This window comes from Marmoricola sp. RAF53, from assembly GCF_052114005.1.
Classification (GTDB): domain Bacteria; phylum Actinomycetota; class Actinomycetes; order Propionibacteriales; family Nocardioidaceae; genus Marmoricola.
In genome coordinates, this window is the sequence record NZ_JBFRDX010000002.1 from 189,954 (window position 1) to 209,843 (window position 19,890).

General features: G+C 71.5%; 19 protein-coding genes. 7 read left to right on the forward strand and 12 right to left on the reverse strand.

What is annotated here, in order from left to right; genetic code table 11:
- Positions 1-135 precede the first annotated feature (135 nt).
- From AB4Y76_RS02555 to rsgA, 3 genes are read left to right on the forward strand one after another with little or no spacing between them, the layout of a single operon-like run.
- Positions 136-1,716, forward strand: a complete 1,581-nt coding sequence (locus AB4Y76_RS02555) for a sigma-70 family RNA polymerase sigma factor (RefSeq protein ID WP_441921928.1) — start codon at positions 136-138, stop codon at positions 1,714-1,716.
- Positions 1,717-1,739: 23 nt separating this feature from the next.
- Complete coding sequence (aroA, locus tag AB4Y76_RS02560; protein ID WP_441921929.1) at positions 1,740-3,044, forward strand: 3-phosphoshikimate 1-carboxyvinyltransferase; 1,305 nt, start codon at positions 1,740-1,742, stop codon at positions 3,042-3,044.
- Positions 3,041-4,039: a ribosome small subunit-dependent GTPase A gene (gene rsgA / locus AB4Y76_RS02565; RefSeq protein WP_441921930.1), complete on the forward strand. Its 999-nt coding sequence runs from the start codon at positions 3,041-3,043 to the stop codon at positions 4,037-4,039. The genes aroA and rsgA overlap by 4 nt, the downstream gene beginning before the upstream one ends.
- A 16-nt stretch (positions 4,040-4,055) precedes the next feature.
- Here the strand turns inward: rsgA and hisN are convergent, their stop codons facing one another.
- From hisN to AB4Y76_RS02595, 6 genes are all read right to left on the reverse strand, one after another.
- Positions 4,056-4,934 (reverse strand): histidinol-phosphatase, encoded by an 879-nt coding sequence (gene hisN / locus AB4Y76_RS02570; protein WP_441921931.1) that lies wholly within the window; start codon positions 4,932-4,934, stop codon positions 4,056-4,058.
- Positions 4,935-4,982: 48 nt separating this feature from the next.
- Positions 4,983-5,345, reverse strand: coding sequence for a hypothetical protein (locus AB4Y76_RS02575; RefSeq protein ID WP_441921932.1), 363 nt, complete (start codon positions 5,343-5,345; stop codon positions 4,983-4,985).
- Positions 5,346-5,356: 11 nt separating this feature from the next.
- Positions 5,357-5,728: an FKBP-type peptidyl-prolyl cis-trans isomerase gene (locus AB4Y76_RS02580; RefSeq protein WP_441921933.1), complete on the reverse strand. Its 372-nt coding sequence runs from the start codon at positions 5,726-5,728 to the stop codon at positions 5,357-5,359.
- Positions 5,729-5,872: 144 nt separating this feature from the next.
- The gene (locus AB4Y76_RS02585; protein WP_441921934.1) at positions 5,873-6,304 is read right to left on the reverse strand and encodes a CBS domain-containing protein; all 432 of its coding nucleotides are present in this window, start codon (positions 6,302-6,304) and stop codon (positions 5,873-5,875) included.
- A gap of 10 nt (positions 6,305-6,314) precedes the next feature.
- The gene (locus tag AB4Y76_RS02590) at positions 6,315-6,533 is read right to left on the reverse strand and encodes an RNA-binding S4 domain-containing protein (RefSeq protein ID WP_441921935.1); all 219 of its coding nucleotides are present in this window, start codon (positions 6,531-6,533) and stop codon (positions 6,315-6,317) included.
- A gap of 96 nt (positions 6,534-6,629) precedes the next feature.
- Complete coding sequence (locus tag AB4Y76_RS02595) at positions 6,630-7,889, reverse strand: DUF445 domain-containing protein (RefSeq protein WP_441921936.1); 1,260 nt, start codon at positions 7,887-7,889, stop codon at positions 6,630-6,632.
- Between the two features lie 93 nt (positions 7,890-7,982).
- Here AB4Y76_RS02595 and AB4Y76_RS02600 point away from each other — a divergent pair, with 93 nt between their 5' ends.
- The gene (locus tag AB4Y76_RS02600) at positions 7,983-9,398 is read left to right on the forward strand and encodes an MXAN_6640 family putative metalloprotease (protein WP_441921937.1); all 1,416 of its coding nucleotides are present in this window, start codon (positions 7,983-7,985) and stop codon (positions 9,396-9,398) included.
- Positions 9,395-9,784 (forward strand): nuclear transport factor 2 family protein, encoded by a 390-nt coding sequence (locus AB4Y76_RS02605; RefSeq protein ID WP_441921938.1) that lies wholly within the window; start codon positions 9,395-9,397, stop codon positions 9,782-9,784. Before AB4Y76_RS02600 ends, AB4Y76_RS02605 begins: the two co-directional genes overlap by 4 nt.
- A 12-nt stretch (positions 9,785-9,796) precedes the next feature.
- Here AB4Y76_RS02605 and AB4Y76_RS02610 read toward each other — a convergent pair whose 3' ends face one another.
- Both AB4Y76_RS02610 and AB4Y76_RS02615 read right to left on the reverse strand, forming a co-directional pair.
- Entirely contained in the window at positions 9,797-11,857 is a 2,061-nt protein-coding gene (locus tag AB4Y76_RS02610) for a VWA domain-containing protein (protein WP_441921939.1), read from the reverse strand.
- Entirely contained in the window at positions 11,850-13,256 is a 1,407-nt protein-coding gene (locus AB4Y76_RS02615; RefSeq protein WP_441921940.1) for a magnesium chelatase, read from the reverse strand. The genes AB4Y76_RS02610 and AB4Y76_RS02615 overlap by 8 nt, the downstream gene beginning before the upstream one ends.
- Positions 13,257-13,365: 109 nt before the next feature.
- Here AB4Y76_RS02615 and AB4Y76_RS02620 point away from each other — a divergent pair, with 109 nt between their 5' ends.
- Positions 13,366-13,881, forward strand: a complete 516-nt coding sequence (locus AB4Y76_RS02620) for a hypothetical protein (protein WP_441921941.1) — start codon at positions 13,366-13,368, stop codon at positions 13,879-13,881.
- A complete protein-coding gene (locus AB4Y76_RS02625) occupies positions 13,878-14,273 on the forward strand; it encodes a YchJ family protein (RefSeq protein ID WP_441921942.1) in 396 nt (131 codons plus the stop codon). The genes AB4Y76_RS02620 and AB4Y76_RS02625 overlap by 4 nt, the downstream gene beginning before the upstream one ends.
- Positions 14,274-14,286: 13 nt before the next feature.
- On the opposite strand, the gene AB4Y76_RS02630 is transcribed toward AB4Y76_RS02625, so the two are convergent.
- From AB4Y76_RS02630 to AB4Y76_RS02645, 4 genes are all read right to left on the reverse strand, one after another.
- Positions 14,287-14,733 carry a hypothetical protein gene (locus tag AB4Y76_RS02630; protein WP_441921943.1) on the reverse strand — a complete coding sequence of 149 codons (447 nt, stop codon included), beginning with the start codon at positions 14,731-14,733 and terminating at the stop codon, positions 14,287-14,289.
- 67 nt (positions 14,734-14,800) lie between these two features.
- Positions 14,801-17,818 (reverse strand): hypothetical protein, encoded by a 3,018-nt coding sequence (locus tag AB4Y76_RS02635; RefSeq protein WP_441921944.1) that lies wholly within the window; start codon positions 17,816-17,818, stop codon positions 14,801-14,803.
- 103 nt (positions 17,819-17,921) lie between these two features.
- Entirely contained in the window at positions 17,922-18,287 is a 366-nt protein-coding gene (locus AB4Y76_RS02640) for a hypothetical protein (protein WP_441921945.1), read from the reverse strand.
- Positions 18,288-18,344: 57 nt separating this feature from the next.
- Complete coding sequence (locus AB4Y76_RS02645; protein WP_441921946.1) at positions 18,345-19,862, reverse strand: YncE family protein; 1,518 nt, start codon at positions 19,860-19,862, stop codon at positions 18,345-18,347.
- Positions 19,863-19,890: the final 28 nt, after the last annotated feature.

Here is a 19,890-nt window from a genome sequence, read left to right on the forward strand (position 1 = left end):
ACGGCCCGCACCGAGGTTCATGACGCGGATCTGACGGAATTGTGCACGGATTTCCTCGGCCGTTCCTCCCTGCGCGGCCGAAGAAAGTGGAACGATGGGCGTCACCTCTAGTCGTCTGGTCCGTTATAGAGACAAATGACCGAAATTGACGTGCAGTCCCGCCGGGGGGACGCCAGTGATGCCGAGCTGATCTCCCGCGTGCGCGGGGGTGACGTCTCGGCGTACGGCGACCTCTTCGCACGGCACCGCGACGCCGCGACCCGGCTGGCCCGTCAGCTGGTCTCCCCCTCCGACGCCGACGACCTCGTCTCCGAGGGCTTCGCGAAGGTCCTCAACGTGCTCCTCGCCGGCGGCGGTCCCGACGTCGCCTTCCGCGCCTACCTGCTGACCGCGATCCGGCGCCTGCACGTCGACAAGATCCGCGCCACCGCCCGCGCCACCCCGACCGACGACCTCACCCCGTACGACGACGGCGAGCCGTTCTCGGACACTGTGATCGCCGGCTTCGAGGGAGCCGCCGCCGCGAAGGCGTTCGCCAGCCTGCCCGAGCGCTGGCAGCTGGTGCTCTGGCACCTGGAGATCGAGGGCCAGAAGCCGGCCGACGTGGCGCCGCTGCTCGGGATGAGCCCGAACGCCGTCTCCGCGCTGGCCTACCGGGCGCGCGAGGGCCTGCGCACGGCGTACCTGCAGATGCACACCGCGGACCTCGGCGGCGACGAGTGCCGCTGGACCCACGACCGGCTCGGCGCGTACGTCCGCAAGGGGCTCTCGCGCCGGGACGCGAACAAGGTGGAGACCCACCTCGAGACCTGCCTGAAGTGCACCGCCGCCTACCTCGAGCTGGCCGAGGTGAACTCCTCGCTGGCCGGCGTGATCGGCCCGATGGTCCTCGGCGCGGCGAGCGCCGGCTACCTGAGCGCCGCAGCCGCCAGCCAGAACACCGTGCTCGCCGCCGCCCTGCTGCGGATGAAGGACGCCGCGGCCGCCAACACCCAGGTCGTCGTCGGCGTCGTCGGTGTCACCGGCGTCGCCGGGATCACCGCCCTCGCGCTCGCACTGACCAACGGTGGCCAGTCCAACCCCGGCACCATCACCGCCGACCCGAGCCCCCCGTCGGTCTCCACGCCGGCCGCCCCGAACCCGGCGACCCCGAAGCCGACCCCGGAGCCGAAGCCCACCCAGGGCCCGTCCAGCCCGTCGTCGCCGATCACCACGTTCCCGTCCGCCGCCCAGCCGACGCCGGCCGGCTCCACGCCGGGCACGCCGTCGACCCCGAAGCCGACGCAGGCGCCGCAGACCCCGTCCACGCCGCCGACCACGCCCCCGACCGCCCCGCCGTCGACGCCGCCCACGCCTCCGCCGACCTCGTCGGACGTCAGCGCCCGGCTGGCGTTCCGCCCCGGCCTCGGCATCCTGGGCCAGCCGCAGACGGGCTCGCTCGGCAACGTCATGGCGACCGTGGACGGCATCCCGGCCGGGGAGACCTCGACGGTGACGATCCAGGTCGTCGGCGGCGTCCTCCAGCAGGTCGGCGACGGGTGCACCGGCGACGGCACCACCACGGTGACCTGCGAGGTCGCCCCGGACGACCCGGCGCTGAACTTCAAGGTGCTCGGCATCCCGGTCTCGGTCGCGGTCAACGCCGACGTGCCCGAGGACTTCCTCGACCCGAACATGACCAACAACCACGACAGCGTCCTGCTCGGCCTCCTGTGACCCGGGCTCGGTAGCCTGCGCAGGTGAACTCTCCGACGCTTGCGGACCTGTGGCCGGCGCCGTGCGCCCGCGGACCGGTGACGGCGCGGGTCGAGCTGCCCGGGTCGAAGTCGCTGACCAACCGCGAGCTCGTGCTGGCGGCGCTCGCCGACGGCCCCGGCAAGGTCGGGCGTGCGCTCCGCTCGCGGGACACCGAGCTGATGGCCCGGGCGCTGGGCGCACTCGGCTCCGCGGTGGACACGACCGGGTCCGACTGGTCGGTCACCCCGGGGATCTCCGGCACCGACACCAGCACCGTCGCGGTCGACTGCGGCCTGGCCGGCACGGTGATGCGGTTCGTGCCGCCGGTGGCGGCGCTGCGCGGCGGTCGCACCGACTTCGACGGCGACCCGCACGCCCGGACCCGGCCGATGGCCGAGGTGCTCGGCGCGTTGCGCGGCGTCGGCGTCGACGTGACCAGCCCGACCGGCACGCTGCCGTTCAGCGTGCACGGCACCGGGACGGTCCGCGGCGGGACCGTGGTGATCGACGCGTCGGCGTCGAGCCAGTTCGTCTCCGCGCTGCTGCTCGCCGGCCCGGCGTACGCCGCGGGCATCGACGTCCGCCACGACGGCGCGCCGGTGCCGTCGCTCCCGCACATCGAGATGACGGTGGCCTGCCTGCGCGCGCGCGGCGTCGAGGTCGACGACGGCACCCCGAACCGGTGGCGGGTCCATCCCGGCCCGGTCGCGGCGCGCGAGGTCGCCATCGAGCCGGACCTCTCCAACGCGGCGCCGTTCCTGATGCTCGCCCTCACTTCGGGCGGCACCGTCACGGTGCCCGGCTGGCCCGACGGGACCACCCAGGCCGGCGACGCGCTGCGCGACATCCTGGCCCGGATGGGCGCCGAGGTCACCCGGGACGCCGACGGCCTGACCGTCCGCGGGACCGGGTCGATCCACGGGATCGACGTCGACCTGCACGACGTCGGCGAGCTGGCTCCGGCGATCGCGGCCCTGGCCGCGCTGGCCGACGGCCCCTCGCACCTGCGCGGGATCGGGCACATCCGCGGCCACGAGACGGACCGGCTCGCCGCGCTCGCGACCGAGCTCGGCAACCTCGGCGCCGACGTGACCGAGCACGCCGACGGCCTCTCGCTGCGCCCGGCACCGCTGCACGGCGGCACGTTCCGGACCTACGCCGACCACCGGATGGCGCACGCCGCCGTCGTGGTGGGCTCGGCCGTCCCCGAGGTCCTCGTCGAGGACGTGGGCACCACCGCGAAGACCTTCCCCGGCTTCGAGCGGACCTGGTCGGCCCTCTTCGGCGAGGAGCAGCGCCCGGCATGAGCCCCCGCTACGACGAGCACGACCCGGAGTCCTACGAGCGGCCCCGGCGCCGCACTCGTCCGCGGACCAAGGAGCGCCCGACGTACGACGACGCGGTCCCGGCGGTGGTCACCACGGTCGACCGCGGCCGGCTGACCTGCCTGCTCGAGGACGGAACCCCGGTGATTGCCATGAAGGCCCGTCCGCTGGGTCGCAAGGGCGTCGTCGTCGGCGACCGGGTCCGCATCGTCGGCGACGTCACCGGCGCCCCGGGAAGCCTGGCCCGGATCGTCACCGTCGACGAGCGGGTGACCGTCCTGCGCCGCACCGCGGACGACACCGACCCGGTCGAACGGGTCCTGGTGTCGAACGCCGACCAGCTCGTCATCGTCGCCGCGCTGGCCGACCCCGAACCGCGGCCGCGGCTGATCGACCGGGCCCTGGTCGCGGCGTACGACGCCGGGATGGACCCCCTGCTCTGCCTGACCAAGTCCGACCTGGCCGACCCCGACACCCTGGTCTCGATCTACCGCCCGCTCGGGGTCCCGTACGTCGTCACCCAGCGCGGCGCCGACGTCTCCGCGGTCCGCGAACGGCTGGTCGGCCGCACCAGCGTCCTGGTCGGGCACAGCGGCGTCGGCAAGTCCACCCTCGTCAACGCCCTGGTACCGGACGCGATGCGCTCGACCGGCGTCGTGAACGCGGTCACCGGTCGCGGCCGGCACACCTCGACGAACGCGCTGATGCTGCCGCTCCCGGGAGCCGACGGCATCGTCGACGGCTGGATCGTCGACACCCCCGGCATCCGCTCCTTCGGCCTGGCGCACGTCGACCCCGACCACCTCATCGAGGCGTTCGGCGACCTGCACGAGCTGACCCGGGACTGCCCGCGGGGGTGCACCCACGGTTTCGGGGAGCCCGAGTGCGGGCTCGACGAGGCGGTCGGCGACCAGCGCGACCGGGTGGAGTCGTTCCGCCGGCTGCTGGCCGCGCGTGACCCGCGCGAGGGCGACTGAGGAACGTCTCCGAGCCTCAGTCCTCGGGCGTGTCCTCGGCCAGCCGGCGGCGCTCGGCGAGGTCGTGGACCTGACCGCCGCCGCGCTGCGCGTGCCGGGACGCGTCGTCGACCGTGCCGAGGAAGGCGAGCGCCTGGTCGTGGAGCTTGCCGTTGCTCGCCAGCGCGTTGCCGCCGTGCGGGCCGGGCTCGCCGTCCAGGGAGGTGAAGATGCCGCCGGCCTCGCGGACGATCACGTCCAGCGCGGCCATGTCGTAGAGCTCGAGCTCCGGCTCCGCGGCGATGTCGACCGCGCCCTCGGCCACGAGCATGTAGGACCAGAAGTCGCCGTACGCACGGGTGCGCCAGCAGCGCCGCGACAGCGCGAGGAAGTCGTCCAGCCGGCCGCGCTCCTCCCAGCCGTGCAGCGACGCGTAGGAGAGCGAGGCGTCCTCGATCCGGGACACGTCCGAGACCTGGCAGGCGGTGGCCCGCAGCAACGACTTGCCGGTCCAGGCGCCGCCGTCCTTCATCGCCCACCAGCGTCGGTTCAGCTGCGGCGCGGACACCACCCCGACGACGACCTCGTCGTCGACCATCAGCGAGATCAGCGTCGCCCACACGGGGACGCCGCGGACGAAGTTCTTGGTGCCGTCGATCGGGTCGACGACCCACCGGCGCTGGCTGTGGCCGGTGGCCCCGGACTCCTCACCGAGCACCGCGTCGCGGGGCCGGGCCCGGGAGAGCGTGCGCCGGATGCCGTCCTCGACCGCCTGGTCGGCGTCGGTCACCGGGGTCAGGTCCGGCTTGGTCATCACGTGCAGGTCGAGCGCCTTGAACCGCGCCGACGTGAGCGAGTCCGCGTCGTCCGCGAGGACGTGCGCGAGCCGGAGGTCGTCGGTGTAGTCGAGGGGCATGCGAGCAAGGTTAGTGCGCGCCGCCCCCACCCCCGGACCGCGGGCGGCTCAGGCCAGGACGAGGACCAGTCCGGCGACGCCGGGAAGGATGCCGAGCACCAGCCACGGCGAGGGCAGCTTCTGCCGGTGGATGAGCATCCCGCAGGCGACGGCGATGACGCCGAAGGCGGCCGCGATGACGCAGAGCCCGACGCGCGAACCGGTCGTCATGTCGTCGGGGAGAACCGCGGCCAGGACGATCCCGACCGACAGGTGGAAGATCGTGGTCGCCGCGAGGATCGACATCACCCAGCGCTGGACGTGGGTGAGGCTCACCGGGTCCTGCCGCCGCGGCGGCGCCGAGGGGTCGATCAGGTGGCGAGCCCGACGTACCGGCGGGGCCGCCGGTACGTCGGGTTCGAGGTCGTTCACGGGGATCGGGGTCAGCGGACCGCGAGCAGGTCCACGACGAAGATCAGCGTCTCGCCCGGCTTGATCGCGCCGCCGGCACCGCGGTCGCCGTAGCCCAGGTGCGGCGGGATCACGAGGGTGCGGCGGCCGCCGACCTTCATGCCCTGGACGCCCTGGTCCCAGCCGGCGATGACCTGGCCGACGCCGAGGCGGAAGTCCAGCGGGGCGCCCCGGTTGTAGGACGCGTCGAACTCCTCGCCGGTCGAGTGCGCGACACCGACGTAGTGCACCGACACGGTCTTCCCGGCGGTCGCCTCGTCACCCTCGCCGACCTTCTGGTCGGTGACCACCAGGTCGGCGGGCGGCGGGCCCTCAATGAAATCGATCTCAGGCTTCTCACTCATACCTCGACCCTACCCAGGCGTGGCAGGGGTCGCGAGACGTGGTGCCTGCCAAGGCGGAGGGGCGAAGGCGTCCTTCAGCGGAGCGCAGCGGAGCGGACGTCGAGGCCCGACAACGCCGGCAGGTGCCGCGTATCGCGGCTCCTGCTACGTCTGGTGGACGTAGGAGTCCAACTGGTCGCGCTCGAACTCGACCTGGTCGATGTGGCTCTTCACCACGTCGCCGATGCTGATCACGCCGACCAGGTGGCCGTCGTCGACGACCGGGAGGTGGCGGAACCGGCCCTCGGTCATCGTCGCGCGGACCTCGTCCAGCGAGTCGGCGGGCCCGCAGGTGCTGACCTGGGTCGTCATGATCTCGGAGACCCGCGCCCCCAGGAGTGCGTCGTTGCCGACCAGGTGGCGCACGACGTCGCGCTCGCTGACGATGCCGGACACGGTGGTGCCGTCGCTGCTCACCACGGCGGCACCGATGTTGTGCTCACCGAGCAGCGCGACCAGGTCCCGGACGCTGGCGTCCGGGGTGATGGTGATGGTCTCGTGGTTGGCCTTGGCGGCGATCACCTCACTGATCCTCATACCGCCGAATCTAGTGGGCGCGAGACACGATGCCAACGGTCTCGCCCTGCGCCGTCACGGTGTCGCCCGGGACGAGCTGGCGGCCACGCCGGGTCTCCGGCTCCCCGTTGACCCGGACCGCGCCGCCGGCGAGCAGCGCCTTGGCGTCGCTGCCGTCGTCGACCAGGTCGGCCAGCTTGAGCAGCTGGCCCAGTCGGATCGAGTCGTCCCGGATCTCCACCTCGCGCATGCGGCCCATCCTCTCAGGCCGGCGATCGGACCAGGGCTCGGACCAGGGCTCGGACCAGGGCTCGGACCAGGGCTCGGACCAGGCTCAGACCAGGGGTCAGACCAGGACCGTGGTGACCGCGTGGATCAGCACCCCGACCAAGCCGCCGACGATGGTGCCGTTGATCCGGATGAACTGGAGGTCCCGGCCGACGTGCAGCTCGATGCGCTCCGCCGCCTCCTCGCCGTCCCAGCGCTCGATGGTGTGCGTGATCACCCCGGTCAGCTCGCCGCCGTAGCGGCGTACCCCGAAGACGGCCGCGTCGGCGACCACCGCGTCGCAGCGCTCCTGCAGCGCCCGGTCGGTGGTGAGCCGGTGGCCGAACGCGACCAGCTCGGCCTGGGCCCGCGCGCGCAGCGGTCCGTCGTCGTCGGCGAGCGCGTCCAGGAGGGCACGCTTGAACGCGTCGAAGACCGCCATCCCGCTGGCCAGGAGCTGCGGGTGCTCGAGCAGCCGGACCTTCAGCCGCTCCGCCCGGGCCTGGGTCTCCGGTCTGGTGAGCAGGTCCTCGGCGAGCTGGTGCAGCAGGCTGTCGAGCGCGTGCCGGGCCCGGTGCTGGGGGTCCGCCCGGATGTCGGCGATCCAGCGGACCGCCTCCAGGTGGATCCGGTCGGTGACCACCTCGTTGAGCCGGTCGGGCGCCCACCAGGGGGCGCGCTCGCTGAGCACCTGGGCGAAGGTCTCCTGGTTGTGCACCAGCCAGTGGTGCCCCTCCTCCAGGGCCAGGTCGACGAGCCCGTGGTGCGCGTCGTCACTGAGCACCTCGGCGAGCAGGTTGCCGGCGATCGGGGCCACCGGTTCGGCGACGAGCCGCGGGATCAGCACCTCGGCGACGAGCGCCTCGACGTCGGCGTCGCGGAGCCGCCGGACACCGAGCGCGAGCAGCTGGGAGCCCTCGGCGACGACCCTGGCCGCGTTCGCCGGCTCGGCCACCCACTCCCCGGCCCGGGCCGAGATCCGCGCCTCGGCGAGCCGGCCGCGGATGATGTCCTCCTGGAGGAAGTTGTCGGCGAAGAAGTCCTCGAGGCTGCGCCCGAACTCGTCCTTCCGCTTCGGGATCAGCGCGGTGTGCGGGACGGGCAGTCCGAGCGGGTGCCGGAACAGCGCGGTCACCGCGAACCAGTCCGCGATCGCGCCGACCATGGACGCCTCCGCCCCCGCGTTCACGTAGCCCCAGAAGCCGCCCCGGTCGAGGGTCGCGACGTAGACCGCGGCCGCGAACAGGAGCAGGCCGAGGGCGACGGCGCGCATGCGCCGGAGCCGGCGCCGCCGCTCGGCGTCCGCGGCACCTTCGGGGAGGACCAGGTCGATGCTCATCGCACCGCGACGCTACCGAACGGCGAGACCGTTCGTCGCCCACGGGTTCCTGACCTACCCTCAGGTGTGCCCTCCCAGCTCCGGGGCGCCTCCGTGTGTGGGATCACGGCGGCGCTCGTCCTCGCTCTCGTCACCCTCGTCAACCCCGTCCCGGCCACCGCGCGCGCCGAGGACGGCCGCCACGAGAGCGCGCGCGCCGTGCTCCGCGCGGTCGGCGCCGCGTTCACCCCGGCGCGCCGCGCGCCCGGGACGCGGCTCCCCTACCGCGACGTCGGCCTGCTGCTCCGCGAGCTCCGGGCGGCCCGGCCGCACCTGAGCACCAGCGAGCGCGCGGCCGCGGACCGGTACCTGGCCGGCCCGGCCGCCACGGCCGCCTCCTCGACGTCGTGCACGAACTCCTTCCTCGGGCCCAGGACGCTGCCGACGGCGCACTTCTGCGTCCGGTACCTCGCCGGGGACGAGCAGCAGGCCCAGCTCACCGCGGACACCCTGGAGTACGTGTACGCGACGGAGATCGGCACGTTCGGCTTCCGCGCCCCGCTCAGCGACGGCGACGGCCGGCTCGACGTGAGCATCACCGACGACCTCGGCGGGCAGGGCATCTACGGCTACTGCAGCACCACCTCGTCGGCTGACCAGTCGCCGGCGTACTGCGCGCTCGACGACGACTTCTCCCCCAGCCAGTACGGCGCCCCGGCGATCAACTCGCTCCGGGTCACCGCCGCGCACGAGTTCTTCCACGCGATCCAGTTCGCCTACGACGCCGGCCAGGAGACCTGGGCCATGGAGGGCACCGCCGTCTGGGCCGAGGACGAGGTCTACCCGGCCATCAACGACTACCTGCAGTACCTGCGCTTCAGCCCGGTCCGCGAACCCGGTACGCCGATCGACTCGAACGGCACCTTCGAGCGCTACGGGATCGTGGTCTTCTGGAAGTTCCTGTCCGAGTACGTCGGCGACCGCGCCGTCATCCGGCGTTTCTGGCAGTACGCCGACGCCCCGGCCGGGCGCAACGCGCGCCAGGCGGTGGTGGCCGCGCTGGCGGCGTACGGGCGCTCGTTCGAGGCCGCGTTCGCCCGGTTCACCGCCTGGAACACTCTGCCGCCCGGAAGCTATCGCGACCGCGCGCTCTGGCCGGCGCCGGCGTTCGCCGGATCCGCCACCCTGCGCGCCGGCACGCCGCGGCTCAACGCCACCTTCCGGCTCGACCACCTCACCGGCACCGCCGTGCTGCTCCGCCCGGGGCCGCGGCTGCCGGTCCGCACCCGGCTGCGGGTCTACCTCAACGGCCCCGCGCGGAGCACCGCGCCGCAGGCGCTGGTCCAGCTCCGGATGCGCAACGGCACCGTCCGGTACTTCGGGGTGCCGCTGGACGCGGCCGGCAACGGCGGCCGCACCGTGCCCTTCGACCGGACGAAGGTCGCGTCCGCCGTGGTCACCCTGAGCAACGCCTCGCTCGCGGGGGCCGACGGCCAGCCGTTCCAGCTCGGTGCGAGGCTGGTGCGATGAGCACCCCCGCCGAGACCGGGCTGGCCCGCTGGCACGCCGCCGTCGAGAGCGGCGATCCGGCGGCCCTCCCCGCGCTGGTCGCCCCCGACGCCGTCTTCCGCTCGCCCGCGGTGCACTCCCCGCAGGAGGGCCGCGACCTGGTCGTCGCCTACCTCGGCGCCGCGTTCGTGGTCCTCGGCCCGGAGCTGGCCTACCACGACACCTGGACCCGCGAGTCCGACGCGGTGCTGCGGTTCACCACCGAGGTGGACGGGATGCAGGTCGAGGGCATCGACATGATCCGGTGGGACGACGACGGCCTGATCACCGAGTTCACGGTGATGGTCCGGCCGTTCAAGGCGCTGGAGGCCGTGATCGCGGCGATGGCGAAGCAGCTCTTCGGCTGAGCCCTGGCGAAATCAGCCGACCCAGAAGCCGCGGGAGCCGCCCCACCAACCCCCGAAGCCCATGTCCTCGCCCCGGGACGCGTTCGAGCCGCGGCCGCCGCGGGCGCCCAGGTAGCTGCCGACCACGGCGGCGCCGAGGTCGTCCAGCTCGGGGGCGACCACGCGGCCGTCGACCCGCTTGGCCATCGACTCGATGAACCGGGCCAGGCCCGGGTCGTCCCCGAGGCGGAAGAAGGTGGTCTGCGCGCCGAGGCGGCCGGCGTTGTCGAGCTCGCGGACGCTGTAGGCGATGGTCAGCGGGTGCGGCGGGTAGGCGAAGTAGACCTCGCCGTCCGGCTCCAGGTGCGAGGTCGGCTCGCCGTCGGTGACGATCAGCAGCACCGGCTGGGCGTTCGGGTGCTTGCGGAAGTGCCGGTTGGCCAGCAGCAGCGCGTGGTGCAGGTTCGTCCCCTTCGCCCACATCGCATCCAGCGCGGTGAGCTCCTCGATCTCCATCACCTGGGCGTGCCGGCCGAAGCCGATGAGCTGGAGGTGGTCGCCGCGGAACCGGCTGGTGATCAGCTGGTGCAGCGCCAGCGCGGTGCGCTTCATCGGCACCCAGCGGCCGTCCATCGCCATCGAGAACGAGGTGTCGACGAGCAGCGCGACGGCCGCCTGGGTGCGCGCCTCGGTCTCCATCACCTCGATGTCCTGCATCTGGAAGAGGCGGCCGCCGTCCGCACCCGCGTCGGGCGACTCGGCCCGGCGGCGTACGGCGTTGAGCACGGTCCGCGGGATGTCCCACGGCTCGGTGTCGCCGAACGCCCACTCCCGGGTCGCCCCGCTGCGCTCGCCGGCGGCACCGGCCTGACGCAGGTCGCGCTGGCCCTGCCGGCCGGACAGCCGGGTCGCCACGTCGCGCAGCAGCGCCTTGCCGAGCTGACGCATCGCCTTCGGCGAGAGCCGGAGCTGGCCGTCGGAGGTCCGCTTCAGGTAGCCGGAGTCGCGCAGCGCCCGCTCCAGGTCCTGCAGGGTGCGGGCGTCCACCGCGGCCTGGTCACCGAGCTGGCGGGCCAGCTTGTCGAGGTCGAGGTCGTCCATCCGGGCGCCGCCGTAGGACTGGGAGAGCTGTTCGGCGAGGTCGTCGAGCTCGGCGAGGTCCTGCAGGGCTCCGGTCCCATCGCCGAGCCCGAGGCCCTGCTCGCCGCTGAACTCCTCCGAGCCGCCCCAGTCCTCTCCCGGGCGCAACGCCTGCAGGTTGCCGTCGAGGCGGTTCAGGGATTCCATCAGCTCCGGGGAGCCGAACGCCTGCGCGGAGAGCTCCATCAGCTCCTGCCGCTGCTCGGGTGACATCGAGCTGAGCATCCGCTGCGCGGCCGCGGAGCGCTGCGCGAGCGCGTCGAGCAGCTCGTCGATGTTCTGCGGGTTCTCCGGGAAGAAGTCCCCGTGCTTGTCCATGAACTCGGCGAAGTCCTCCGGGGTGTCCATCCCCTGGCGGTTCTTCTCCAGCAGCTCGTTGAGATCGGAGAGCATCTCGTTGATCGCGGCCCGGTCGGCCTCGGTGGCCCCCTCGAGCGCCTGCTTCATGCCCTGGAACCGCTGGTCCAGGAGCTCGCGGCCGAGCAGATCCTTGATCTTCTCGTAGTCGGCCCGCGCCTCGGCGCTCTGCCAGTCGTACGACGCCAGCTCGCTCACCGCCGCGGCGGTCGAGGGCGGCAGCTCTTCCAGCTGCATCTCCCGGAACGCCCGGTCCGCGTCGTCGAGGTCGACGTCGCGGGCGAGCTGGCCGCGCTCGGCGAGGACGGCCCGGTCGAGCAGCTCGCGGACCTCGTCGAGGGTGCCGTTCAGGTTGTGCCGGGAGAGCAGCTCCTGGCGCTTGCGGGCCACCTCGCGGGCCAGGTCGTCGAGGCCGCGGCGGTCCTGCCCGCCGCGCCGCAGGAACTCCTGCATCGCGCGCTCCGGGGAGTACCCGGCCATCACGTCCTCGCCGATGTGCTCCAGCGCCTCGGCGAGGTCGACCGGCGGGGCGAGCGGGTCCGGCCCGCCGGCGTAGCGCCGGTAGACGGAGCGGTGCGGGTCCCGGCGATCAGCCATAGACGGTCTCCCCGTCGGTCGTCTCCTTGGCGACCTGGCGGGCCAGGTACAGGCCCTCCAGGGCGAGCTCGATGGCGCCGGCGCGGGTGCCGTCGGAGTCCGCGCCGAGCCGGTCGCAGACGTCGTCGTACAGCTCGGACTCACCGAGCGCGGGCAGGCCGGCGAGGAAGTCGCGGGCGGTGACGTGCTCGCCGGTGGTGACGCTGCCGCCGTTCTCCAGGGCGCTGACCAGCAGGCCCAGGTCGATGCCGGCCAGGTGGGCGCGGACGGTCTCCGCGGTGGCGAGCCGGAGCAGGTGGCCGAGGATCTCCTCCTCGCGGCCCTCCTCGCCGGTCTCGAACTCGATCTTGCCGCCGAGGACGTCGACCGCGGTCTGCAGGTCGACGACCCGCGCCACCGGCTCGTCCTCGCCCCGGACGCTGGCCCGGTGCAGCGCGGCCGCGGCGACCGTCTCGGCGCCGGCGATCGCGAACCGGGCGCTGACCCCGGACCGCTGGTCGACGGACTGGCTTTCCCGCAGCCCGCGGGTGAACCGGGCCAGGATCTCGACGAGGTGGTCGGGGACGTCGGCGACCAGGTGCGCCTCCTGCCGGATGACGGCGATCTCGTCGGCGATCCGGGTCGGGTAGTGCGTCCGCACCTCGGCGCCGAAGCGGTCCTTGAGCGGGGTGATGATCCGGCCGCGGTTGGTGTAGTCCTCGGGGTTGGCGCTGGCCACGACGAGCACGTCCAGCGGGAGCCGCAGCACGTAGCCGCGGATCTGGATGTCGCGCTCCTCCATCACGTTGAGCATCGCGACCTGGATCCGCTCGGCGAGGTCCGGCAGCTCGTTGATCGCGACGATGCCGCGGTGGCTGCGCGGGATCAGGCCGAAGTGGATGGTCTCCGGGTCACCGAGCGAGCGGCCCTCGGCGACCTTCATCGGGTCCACGTCGCCGATCAGGTCGGCGACGCTGGTGTCCGGGGTGGCGAGCTTCTCGGCGTACCGCTCCTCGCGGTGCCGCCAGGCCACCGGCAGCGCGTCGCCGAGCTCGGCCGCGCGGCGTCGGGACTCGTGGGTGATCGGCTCGTAGGGGTGCTCGCCGAGCTCGGCCCCGTCGATCACCGGGGTCCACTCGTCCAGCAGCCCGACCAGGCTGCGCAGCAGCCGGGTCTTGCCCTGGCCGCGCTCGCCGAGCAGGACGATGTCGTGGCCGGCGAGGAGGGCCCGCTCGACCTGCGGGATCACGGTGCTCTCGAAGCCGTGCAGCCCGGGCCAGGGATCCTGACCGGCGCGGAGCATGGCGAGCAGGTTGTCCCGGATCTCGGTGCGCAGGTCCTTCGCGACGTGGCCGGAGGCACGCAGCTCACCGAGAGTGGCGGGGGTGGGCGGGACGGAGTCGAATCGCGTCGAGGTCACCCTTGCAGGCTACTCAGCCCTCCTGAGTCCCCGGAGAAGATCCGGGATCCGGGCTGGCCGCGGGCGGACTGCTCCGGCACGATGGAGCGAACCGGCACAGGAGGTCGACGTGGACAAGGCCGTACTCAATTCGATGACCACCGCTGAGCAGCGCCTGGTGGCCGAGACCGCGAAGGCCGCGCTGGCCGACCTCGACGAGGAGGAGCTGCTCGCGCTGCACTCCCGGATCCGGCGGGCACGGTCCAAGTACGTCACCAGCTACCGGCGCAGTGCGGCTGGTGCGGTCGTCAAGCGCGGCGGACGTGGCTTCGCGTACCCGAAGAACAAGCGGGACCGCGACAAGGCCGAGGTCTTCGAGACCGCGCTGGCCCAGGTCAGCCGCGAGGTCGCCGCGCACGCCTCGCGAGCCGCCGCGGAACTCAAGGAGGAGCGGCTCGCCGCCGCCCGCCCCACGAAGGCACCCGCGAAGAAGGCCCCGAAGAAGGCCCCGGCGAAGGCCGCGCCCAAGGCCGGGCCCGCGACGGCCCGCACCAAGCGCCCGACGACGAAGACCTCCGGCGGCACCAAGCAGGTCGCAGGGCGCAGCGCCACCGGGGCGCGCCGCCAGGCCAAGCGCGACGCGTGACCGGACTCCCCCGCGCCGCCGCGTGCCCGTGCGGCAGCGGCACCCCGTACGACGTCTGCTGCGGTCCCCTGCACCGCCAGGAGCGGCAGGCCGCGACGCCGGAGGAGCTGATGCGTTCGCGCTACTCCGCATTCGCCGTCGGCGACGGCAACCACCTGTTCCGCACCTGGCACCCGCGCACCCGGCCCGAGGACGTCGACCCGGACCCGGGCACGACCTGGACCGGCCTGGAGGTGCTCGACGCGACCGAGGACGGCGACGAGGGCACCGTCGAGTTCCGGGCGTCCTGGACCTCGCCGGCCGGATCGGGCGTGCTGCACGAGCGCAGCCGGTTCACCCGGCGCGCGGGCCGGTGGGTCTACGTCGACGGGGAGTTCGGGGAGCCGAAGTGACAGCGTCGAGCGGTCAACTCAATGCACGGACCTTCGTGTGGTGCCGAGATCGCGAGAGGCCACTGGCGCTGAGCGTGTACGACAGCACGCTCAGCGAGATTCCTAGCGGAAGCAGGGCGACAACATTGTGGCGCAACTCGGCTCGATCGCAGGGGTCGTGGAAATCGAACTCAGCGTTGTGCGCACCCGGATACTCCGCGGTGGACGCGCAGTAGGTGTGAGCGTCGCCAGGCGTGGAAATGGTGATGTCCCTGGACAGTCCGTAGAGGCTCCAGCCGATGGAGGCAGCGACGGCTAGGCAAAGCCACAGAGTGCGCTTGCGCGGAGTCAAACCGAGTGCGGCCAAGAGCAGGCCAATGATCACCACAGCTACAGCTGCGTACGGCAGATAGATGATCCAGTCCCCGACCCAATTCGCGGCGCCATCGAGGGGAGACCGAGCAAGGGTCTTGACTGTCAACGGTCCTCCAACTTCCGCGAAGGCGAATGTAGCTCTCAGGGGCTCACCCACTACGACTGTCACGACGTCATCCAGTGGTTTCAATATGTCCTGCCCAATGCTGGTAAGCCTGACCGATCTCCGTGAAGAACAGTTCGCAATGGGAAAGCGGTTCGTACTTCCCGACAAACTCGTCGTCGCCGCCGAAGTTGTGGCCGAAGGTGGCGCCACTCACGATGCCGTGCGCGGCCACTCCTGGTCCGGGAGTGTTGACATAGACCGGTGAGCCCGAGTCGCCGGGTTGTGGGCACTTGCCCCAACCCTTTGTGGCTCGCGCGACGTGGCTGACCTTCTCCCCATCGCTTGACTTGTAGCTGGCGCTTGCGTCGGCGACCACGTAGCCGCCGTTGCCATCGGAGTCGACGGTGCGCCCGCATTGCACCCCGCGCTTCATGCCGGAGTAGCAGACAGCGGTTCCCTTTGCGGTCCATCGGTCGACGCCGACCACGGTTGTCGAGGTATCCGACGACGAGCCGCCAGTCCACATTCTGGGAGCGGCTGAGCGGTGAGTCGCGGCTCCTCCAGCGCCGATATTGGTGTCGAGAAGCGCCAGATCACCATCCGCACCGGCTGTCCCACTGCCGTCCTTGTAGGTGCTCGACACGGCACGACCCAGTGCGTAGTTGTACGTCTTGGTCGCGTTGGTCGTCGCGTCATTCCAACCCCCGGAAGGGCCAGTCGGAAAGCAGTGGCCGGCTGTGAGCATCCGAGCGGCGCCTGACGGCATCACCCAGGACCAAGCCGCCGTGCACAAGGCAGTGTTGAACACTCCGTTGCCGATCCACGCGCCCGCGTAGAACGGGGATGTATCGGCTTCGCGTCTCACGGGGTCGACCACGAGCGGCTCGGAGTCAATGACCGCAGCGTCGCCGTAAGCGGCGAAGACAGATTCCCTCAACTCGTCCGTCACCGGCTCGCTGGATGTAAGAACGACCTGATTGTGCTCGTAGTCATGCATCGCGGAGGAAATGTCCTCCAGCCCAGGCTGGTCGTAGACGTTCTCGACGATGTCATCCAGGGTGGCCTGGCTGTGGTCGACCTGCGCGAACGCAACATTGTTGACGTCAGCCGCGTCCAGGGCGATCGAAACGTCAGGCTCGACAGTCGGATCGGTGATCCCGACAACGACGTTGCCTGACTCGTCATCGACCCAGGCGCCGCCGGTCGATTCATCAGCCGCGGTTTCGGACACGACGTCGGAGATCGTCTCGAGGTCGTCAATGAGTTTCTGGTCGGGCGGCGATTCTTCGATTCCCTCGTCGAGTTCAACGATGTCGACCTTCGGCTGCTCCTCGTCCTCGGGGCGCTCTGGCTGGACGGTGAAGGCGGCGCCGGCCTCACCTGCCGAGGTGAGCGATCCATCGCTGGCGCGCACGTGCACCGTGTACTCGTGGCCGACCTCGAGAACTCCGTACGGAATCTCGACCGATGCTGTGCGCGGCCCAGCCGCGGGCTCGGAGGTGTTGGACCAGATCTCCTCAGCCCCCTCGGTGATCGACACGATCGCTTGGACGTTCCCGGTGTCAGGGTCGCTGATCCTCGCGGAGATCGTGGGGGTCACCGAGCCGACGACCGTGCCGACGCTCGGGTCGATCGTCAGGTCCGTCGGGGTCGAAGGCGGCGTGTTGTAGGTGACGATCAGCCGAGGCCAGTAGGTGTCGCCGGACGTGGTTCCGTTGACCGACCGGAACTGCCGGAAGCTACCGTTCGCCGTGGTGGTCGCGGCGCGGAGCTGGAATCCGTACTGACTCGCCGGCCCTCCCGACTGCCAGGCCGTCACGGACGGCAGCACATTCCAGGTGGCCCACCCGTGGGCTGCGCACGCGGACCCGGCCGGGCCACCGTGCGGGAGCCAGTACTGCGGCTCGTAGGAGGTGTCGATGGTCGGCTGCTTGGCCCATCGCAGCCGCCCGGAATCGTTGGTGTCGGTGCTCAGGTGCCACGCCGAGGTGATCCGGGACGCGACGGTCGTACCGTTGGTGCAGGACGGCGAACCGACCACGCGCGCCTTCAGCGTGGCACTGACCAGAGCCTTGTTCGCGAGATCGATGGTCGGGAAGTCGAGGTAGGTCCGCGCTACGGTCGCGCCCGAGTTCTGGGTCCCGGACCGCAGCGTGTCCCAACCCCACGTGGCGGTGCCTTCGGTGAAGCTGCCGTTGTCGATGAAGGTGTCACCGTTGTCGGTCGGGTCGACGGTCGTGTACGTCGGGTCGACCGTGACCGGAAAGGCCGTGTCCGGGTCTTCCAGGAAGCCGGCGTCCGGCTCCAGGGTAAGTGTCGCGGACGAACCCGAACGCTCCACGCTGACCTCGACCGGTTCTGTAGAGGCCGGCAGCCCGTCGGCTCCGAGATCGGCGTCCCACATCCGCGGCGCCGGTGCGCGCAGCGCCTCGTCCTCGGAGCTGCTGATCCGCAAGGCGCCGTCCGTGGCCTCAGCAATCCTGGTCCCGTCGAGCGCCACCGGGATCGGGATCTCCAGCGGCGTTCCGGCCTCCGGGCGATCCCTCAGGACGATGGAATGACTGAAGCCGTTCGGCAGGGCCGTCACGACGAGATCTCCGCCGTCCACCGCATTGCGGTAGGTGAGGGTGGCTCCATCGACCGTCGGCTCCGGAAGCTCGTCGACCCAGCCGAGGGAGACCGAGTCTCCCCCATTGCGCTCTACCTGCACGAACTCCTGATCACCACCCGGAGAGAACGAGATCTCGATCGGCGCCGCCTTGGGCACCCACCGGCCGTCGCGCTCGACCAGGGACGTGTCGATCTTGGTCCAGTCGCCATCGGACTCCTGGAACCGGACCGGACCCGAATCGAGCTCCGTGGTCACCGTGCCATCGGGATTCTGAAAGGTCTGACTCGAATCAGTCGTATCGTCCGGGATCAGGATCCGCCCCTCCGACCTGGATTCCGCGGGGGAGAAGGACGCGGCTTGAGGCGGTGATGCGGCGTACGAGACGCCGGCACCCGCGGCGGCCAGGGCGAGTGCGGCAACGGCCGCGCCGAAGCTCCCGAGAACAGAACGAGTCAAGACCAGATCCTTCGTCACGTGCACAGACAGGGCGGTTGGGACGCCGAAGGTCTATCTGAAAAGACGAGGGGGAATCCATTTGGATCCCCCGAAAGGACCGAATTTCTTGTCCGGAGCCTCGCTAGCCGAGCTCGCAGGTCTTCTTGATGTAGTCGCTGAGCGCGACCAGGTGCTTGCGCTCGGCCTCCGACAGGCCCTTGGTGCGGGCCCGGAAGTCGCCGCCGCTCTCGGAGTCGAGCACGCGGTGGACGAGCTCGACGAAGCCGGAGCGCGCGCTCGAGCCGATCCCCTGCGGGGTGCCGGTCTGCTGCAGCTTCTTGGCGGCCTTCACGCCGTCGGCCCAGTTCGTGGAGGCCGAGAACTTCTCGCCCTCGGAGCAGAACGAGGCGACCTTCGCGTCCTGCGGGATGCTCTGGCACCCCGCGAGGGCCCCGCTGAGGAGAAGGGTGGCCGCGGACAGGCCGACCACCGTTCCGAGACGCCTCATGCTGTGCTGCTCCGTTCGACCCGCGTTCCGGTCGTCAGGGCTGCCGACCGGGCCGGGTCACCGTACCGGAAGCAGCGGGTTGAGCAGGTGGATGACCGTCCCGAGGAGGCCGGACACCACGTTGATCAGACCACCGCTGCCGCTGTCGCCGCCCACGGTACCCGGCACCACCGGGCCCCAGGTCGAGACCACCGACTCGGGGACGTAGCCGTGCCGGATCCGCTGCGGGTGGTCGCCGACCGGCAGGTAGGCGACCTCCTGGCCGGTGTTGAAGTCGAGCACGGCGACCGAGTCCGAGCCGCTCAGCGAGATCCAGCAGGTGTCCTCGAGGCCCTCGGTGGTCCAGTAGGGCTTGAGGTAGTCGTGCCCGGTCGAGGCGGTGTCGAAGGTCTTGTACCCACCCGTCGTCCGGTTCACCAGGGCGGCGTAGTCGTCCATCGTTCCGGCCGCGCAGAGCGTGGTGCCGGCGTCGTTCATGGACAGGCCGTGGTGCGCCGAGTCGTTGACGTAGTTCTCCAGCGGCATGTCCGGCACCCGGTTCGGCAGGTTGATCAGCCGCGTCACCGCGCCGTACCGGGGCTCGGCGATGCCGCCGGCGGTGTAGGTGACCTTGCCGTCGATGTCCGGCGCCTGGGTGTCGAACTCGACGATGCCGTGGAAGTAGGACACCTGGAAGTAGAGGAACCGCTGGTCCGGGGCGACCGCCATCGGCCGCACCGCCGAGCTCATCCCCTCGTAGCCGGCCTCGGCGAGCTCCTTGCCCATGTCCCAGCGCGAGGCGATGGAGAAGTCGTCGTTGTTCACGATCTCGAACCAGCGGTCGCCCTTGAGGGCGTCGTGGAGCGGGCCGATCTTGATCGGGCCGATCGAGTGCTGGTCGCCCGGCAGGTACACCTTGCCGATCGAGGCGTGGTAGATCCGGGCGCCGTCGGGCGAGTAGTTGTTCTCGTGCGGCGTCTCACCGGACGGGAAGGTGCGCAGCCGGTCGCCCATCTTCACGACCTTGCCGCCGACGGTCTCGTCGACCATCGAGTACTCGATCACCTGGTTCTTGGTGGAGTCGCTGACCAGCAGCCGGCGACCGTCGGGCGAGACGCCCATGTGGTCGGTGCGGTAGCCGTCCATCTGCTGCTCCCGGACGATGCTGCCGATGCTGCCGCCGGGGCCTGCGGCGGCGGCCTTGGCGAGGTCGATCCAGACGACGTCGGCGAAGCTCGGCCGGGACACCGCGACGTACTTGCCGTCGTTGGTGGTGAACATGTCGTCGACGTACTGGTCGTGGCCCTCGCCGGGACCCTGCTGGATCAGGTAGTAGAACGCCAGCTGGTCCGGCTTCTTCTGGATGTCGGCGATCTCCTGCGCCTTGTCCGGGACGAAGTCGATGCCGGTCCGCAGCACCTTGCGGGTGCGGGCGTCGACGATCGTCGCCGTGCCCGCCCAGTTGTTGCCGACGAGCATCACGTCGCGCAGCCCGGCCGGGGCGGCGTGGGCGTCGTCGTGGGTCAGGTCGGACTCGGCGACCACCAGGCCGGCGGCGAGGAGGGCGGCTGCTGCGAGCAGGGCGGTACGGCGCATGCCCGGCTCAACGAGACGCGGAGTCTCG

What these genes read in the sequence shown, in the direction of transcription:
- AB4Y76_RS02585 (WP_441921934.1), bottom strand. Translation starts at nt 6,304, where the DNA reads ATGAGGATCAGTGAGGTGATCGCCGCCAAGGCCAACCACGAGACCATC.
- AB4Y76_RS02580 (WP_441921933.1), bottom strand. Translation starts at nt 5,728, where the DNA reads ATGAGTGAGAAGCCTGAGATCGATTTCATTGAGGGCCCGCCGCCCGCC.
- hisN (WP_441921931.1), bottom strand. Translation starts at nt 4,934, where the DNA reads ATGCCCCTCGACTACACCGACGACCTCCGGCTCGCGCACGTCCTCGCG.
- AB4Y76_RS02555 (WP_441921928.1), top strand. Translation starts at nt 136, where the DNA reads ATGACCGAAATTGACGTGCAGTCCCGCCGGGGGGACGCCAGTGATGCC.
- AB4Y76_RS02605 (WP_441921938.1), top strand. Translation starts at nt 9,395, where the DNA reads ATGAGCACCCCCGCCGAGACCGGGCTGGCCCGCTGGCACGCCGCCGTC.
- AB4Y76_RS02610 (WP_441921939.1), bottom strand. Translation starts at nt 11,857, where the DNA reads ATGGCTGATCGCCGGGACCCGCACCGCTCCGTCTACCGGCGCTACGCC.
- rsgA (WP_441921930.1), top strand. Translation starts at nt 3,041, where the DNA reads ATGAGCCCCCGCTACGACGAGCACGACCCGGAGTCCTACGAGCGGCCC.
- AB4Y76_RS02590 (WP_441921935.1), bottom strand. Translation starts at nt 6,533, where the DNA reads ATGCGCGAGGTGGAGATCCGGGACGACTCGATCCGACTGGGCCAGCTG.
- AB4Y76_RS02640 (WP_441921945.1), bottom strand. Translation starts at nt 18,287, where the DNA reads ATGAGGCGTCTCGGAACGGTGGTCGGCCTGTCCGCGGCCACCCTTCTC.
- AB4Y76_RS02645 (WP_441921946.1), bottom strand. Translation starts at nt 19,862, where the DNA reads ATGCGCCGTACCGCCCTGCTCGCAGCAGCCGCCCTCCTCGCCGCCGGC.
- AB4Y76_RS02595 (WP_441921936.1), bottom strand. Translation starts at nt 7,889, where the DNA reads ATGAGCATCGACCTGGTCCTCCCCGAAGGTGCCGCGGACGCCGAGCGG.